4 protein-coding genes are annotated in these 3,597 nt (G+C 68.9%); all 4 read right to left on the bottom strand.

Annotation, left to right across the window (positions count from 1 at the left end; all coding sequences use genetic code 11):
* Positions 1 to 78: 78 nt before the first annotated feature.
* On the bottom strand, positions 79 to 753 hold the full coding sequence (locus tag DMC18_RS23675) for a Crp/Fnr family transcriptional regulator (RefSeq protein WP_233245217.1): 675 nt from the start codon (positions 751 to 753) through the stop codon (positions 79 to 81).
* A gap of 344 nt (positions 754 to 1,097) precedes the next feature.
* Complete coding sequence (locus DMC18_RS23670; protein WP_110119347.1) at positions 1,098 to 1,601, bottom strand: pyridoxamine 5'-phosphate oxidase family protein; 504 nt, start codon at positions 1,599 to 1,601, stop codon at positions 1,098 to 1,100.
* An 84-nt stretch (positions 1,602 to 1,685) separates the two neighbouring features.
* On the bottom strand, positions 1,686 to 2,813 hold the full coding sequence (locus tag DMC18_RS23665) for an acyl-CoA dehydrogenase family protein (RefSeq protein WP_110119346.1): 1,128 nt from the start codon (positions 2,811 to 2,813) through the stop codon (positions 1,686 to 1,688).
* A 1-nt stretch (position 2,814) separates the two neighbouring features.
* Complete coding sequence (locus tag DMC18_RS23660; protein ID WP_110119345.1) at positions 2,815 to 3,426, bottom strand: 2-hydroxychromene-2-carboxylate isomerase; 612 nt, start codon at positions 3,424 to 3,426, stop codon at positions 2,815 to 2,817.
* Between the last annotated feature and the right edge of the window lie 171 nt (positions 3,427 to 3,597).

Genomic DNA, 3,597 nt, shown 5'->3' with positions numbered 1-3,597 from the left:
TAACCCCTCACCCTCCCATGCTGCGCATGGGCCCCTCCCTCTCCCTATGGGAGAGGTGGTCTAAGGGCGTACCTGCGATCAGGATCCGAACGGTTCCGGCAGCAGGCGCTCGTAGCCCTTCCGCACCGCGCCGTAGCATTCGCAGGCGATGGCCTCGAGGCCCGGGCGGTCGAGGATGTCGACGACGCCGCGGCGGTAGCGGATCAGGCCCTTGGCCTGCAGGGCGCCGGCCACGGCTGTGACCGTGGTGCGCTGGACGCCCAGCATGTCGGCCAGAAACTCCTGGGTCAGGCTTATGGTGTCGACGTCTATGCGGTCGCGAAAGCCCAGCAGCCAGCGGCAGAAGCGCGCCTCCACCGCGTGCAGGGCGTTGCAGGCCACCGACTGGATGGCGTGGCCGAACAGCGCCTCGTTGTGGCGCTCGATCAGGTCGCGCAGCAGCGGGCTGCGCTCGACGCCCTCGCGCAGGGCCGCGGCGCTGATGCGTGAGACGCCGCCCGGCGCCTGGACGATGGCGCGCGACAGCGACTGGCGCGGCGAGATGGCCGCCATCAGCCCAAGGCCGCCCTCGCGGCCGACGGTGGCGGATTCGATGGCCGCGCCGTTCTCCATCAGCGTCATCAGCGAGATGACGCAGTCGTGCGGGAAGTAGACCGTGTCGATCGGATCGCCGGGATCGTACAGCAGCTTCCCCTTCTCCAGGTCCTGATGGGACAGCTGGGCGGCGATGTAGCCGAAGTCCTCGGGGGACAAGGAAGCGAGCAGACGGTTCTTCAAGGGGTGTAGAGGCCCTGTCATGGCGAATCGAACGCCGGCTTGCGGCAAGGGTTGCAAGCTATAGGCAGGACTGGGGTGCGGCGCTGTCAGGTAGCCGACGCAATGCAGGCGTCGTCGGAACTAAATCGAGATGGGGCTATATTGCGGCCGTATGGCCTACAATAGCTCCGACTATATGGGCTATGTCGGGTTCCCGACGGAGTGTGTTGGTCGAGCCTGAAACTACAAAGAAATCAAAGGTCGCCCGGAAGGTGACGCAACGAAAAGGCCGCGCCGTCGGGCGGCGCGGCCGGTCTCCGTGGATCGTCCGTCGTCGGACGTCAGGCGATGCCGATATGGGCCCGATCGCCCAGGTCCGGCGAGCGGTCGGTGAGGTTGGCCTTGGCGATCTCCCAGGCGAAGCGCACGGCGCCGCCCTTGGAGATCCACAGCTCGGCGTCGCGGGCGTCCAGGCGCAGCAGGGTCAGGTGCGGGTCGTCCTTGCCGTCGGGATACCAGGCGGCGACCACGGGCGACCACCAGCGCTGGATGCGGGCGGTGTCGTGGTCGCGGCTGAGACGGCCGCCGACGCAGGCCTGGAAGTCGCCGTCCTTGGCCTGGACCACGAACATGGCGTCGCCGCCGTCGGCCAGGACGGCCTGCGCCAGGTCGGTGTCGTCGCGGGTGAAGAACCAGATCGCGCCGTCCTCCGGCTCGGCGAAGGCGGTCATCGGCTGGAAGTGCTGGTGGCTGTGCACGAGGCCCAGCATGCCGAAGCGGGCGTCGCCGATTTCCTTCCAGAGGCGCTTTTCGACGGCGGCCTTGTCGTTGGGGTCGGTGCTCATGGGGGCTCCTGCCGTTGTGGGTAGGGCAGGAGAACCGGTCGCGGAGAGGGCGGTTCCTAGGGTGAAGGTCCCGCCCGCCTCGCTCTAGAACCCCATCAGCCGGGCGTAGCGATCGCGGTGGAACGAGGCCCCGCCGAACAGGGCCTCGGCCACGCGGGCGCGCTTCATGTAGAGGCCCGCGTCGTGCTCGTCGGTCATGCCGATGCCGCCATGCATCTGGACCATCTCGTTGGAGGCCAGGTGCAGCACCTCGCTGGCCTTGGCCTTGGCGAGAGAAGCCAGGGCGCGGCTGTCGGCGCCGGCGTCGAAGGCCTCCAGGGCGGCCTCGACGCAGGAGCGGGTGGTCTCCAGGTCGGTGAACCACTTGGCGGCGCGGTGCTGCAGGGCCTGGAAGGTTCCGATCACCTGGCCGAACTGAGTGCGGGTCTTCAGGTAGTCGAGGGTGATCTCGAAGGCGGCGGTGGCCGTGCCCAGCATCTCGGCGGCCAAGCCCGCATAGGCGCGGTCGAGCACGGGCTCGAGGACCGCCCAGCCGTGGCCTTCCTGGCCGAGGACGGCGTCGGCGCCGACTTCCACGTTGTCGAAGGTGATCTTGGCCGCGCCTCGGCTGTCGGCCAACGACAGGTGGCTGCGGGTCACGCCCTTGGCGTCGCCAGGCACGAGGAACAGGGTGATGCCGTCCGTGCCGCTAGTTCCTTCGGCGCGGGCGGCGACGATCAGCAGATCGGCGGCTTCGCCGTCGAGGACGAAGGTCTTGGTTCCGTTGAGAACATAGCCGCCGAACTCCTTGTAGCCGAGGTCGATCCGCGTCGGATTGTGGTGGGCGTGCTCGTCGACGGCCAGGGAAGCGACGATCTCGCCGGCGGCGATCTTCGGCAGCCAGGCGGCCTTCTGGGCGTCGGAGCCGCCGAGTTCGAGGGCCGAGGCGGCGATCAGGGCGGTGGAGAGGAGCGGGGAGGCGGCCAGGGTCTTGCCGGTCTCCTCCAGGATCAAACCGAGGCCCAGATAGCCGAAGCCCGAGCCTTCATGGGCCTCGGGCACGACCACGCCGGCCCAGCCCATCTGGCCCATCTCGCCCCAGGCGGCCGGGTCGAAGCTAGCCTTGGAGCCCTCGTTGCGCAGTTTGCGCAGGGCCGAGACCGGGGCGCTCTCCTGGGCCCAGCTGCGGGCCGCGTCGCGCAGCATCGTCTGTTCTTCGGTCAGGACGGCCATGTCAGGCTTGCTCCGGGTCTTGATGGCGGACGGCCCATTCCAGGGCCTGTTCGAGACGGTCGTTGCCCCAGAAGAGCTCGCCGTCGGCGGTGACGAAGGAAGGGGCGCCGAACAGGCCGCGTTCGCGGGCCTGGCGGACGTGGTCTTTCAGCCGGTCCTTGACCGGCGCGGACTGGGCGGCGGCCAGGACGTGCTCGGGTCCGGCCCCGACGCCAGCGATCAGCGGCGCCAAGACCTCGGGGCTCGAAATGTCGAGGTCATCGACGAAGTTGGCCTGGTAGACGGCGCGGCTGAAAGCCGGCGTCCAGCCGTCCTCCAGGCCGCAGATCGCTATGCGAGCCGCGAGGAGCCCGTTGCGCGGGAACTGGCTGGGATGGTGCAGCGGCAGGCCCTCGCGGTCGCAGACCCGCGCCAGGTCGCGCCACATGTAGTCGCCCTTGACCGGGAAGGCGTTGAACGGGCTGTCGGTCAGGCCCTGCTGCTCGTGGAACAGCGGCCCGACCAGGAACGGCCGCCACAGCACCGCCACCCCGGCCTGCTCGGCCAGGGCCTCCACCCGCATGGCGGCGGGATAGGAGTAGGTGGAGGCGAACTCGTACCAGAACTCGATCATGGCCAGAACTCGATCACGGCTGCGCGGCACATTTCTACACTTCTCCCAGGGGGAGAAGGAGGGGCCCGCGCCGCAGGCGTGGGAGGATGAGGGGGTAAGACGGCATGAGGTGTAACCCCTCACCCTCCCACCGCTTCGCGGCGGGCCCCTCCCTCTCCCTCTGGGAGAGGT

It is taken from the genome of Caulobacter sp. D5 (genome assembly GCF_003185805.1).
Taxonomy (GTDB): domain Bacteria; phylum Pseudomonadota; class Alphaproteobacteria; order Caulobacterales; family Caulobacteraceae; genus Caulobacter.
This window is presented reverse-complemented; position numbering and strand designations above follow the sequence as displayed.

What these genes read in the sequence shown, in the direction of transcription:
- DMC18_RS23670 (WP_110119347.1), bottom strand. Translation starts at nt 1,601, where the DNA reads ATGAGCACCGACCCCAACGACAAGGCCGCCGTCGAAAAGCGCCTCTGG.
- DMC18_RS23665 (WP_110119346.1), bottom strand. Translation starts at nt 2,813, where the DNA reads ATGGCCGTCCTGACCGAAGAACAGACGATGCTGCGCGACGCGGCCCGC.
- DMC18_RS23660 (WP_110119345.1), bottom strand. Translation starts at nt 3,426, where the DNA reads ATGATCGAGTTCTGGTACGAGTTCGCCTCCACCTACTCCTATCCCGCC.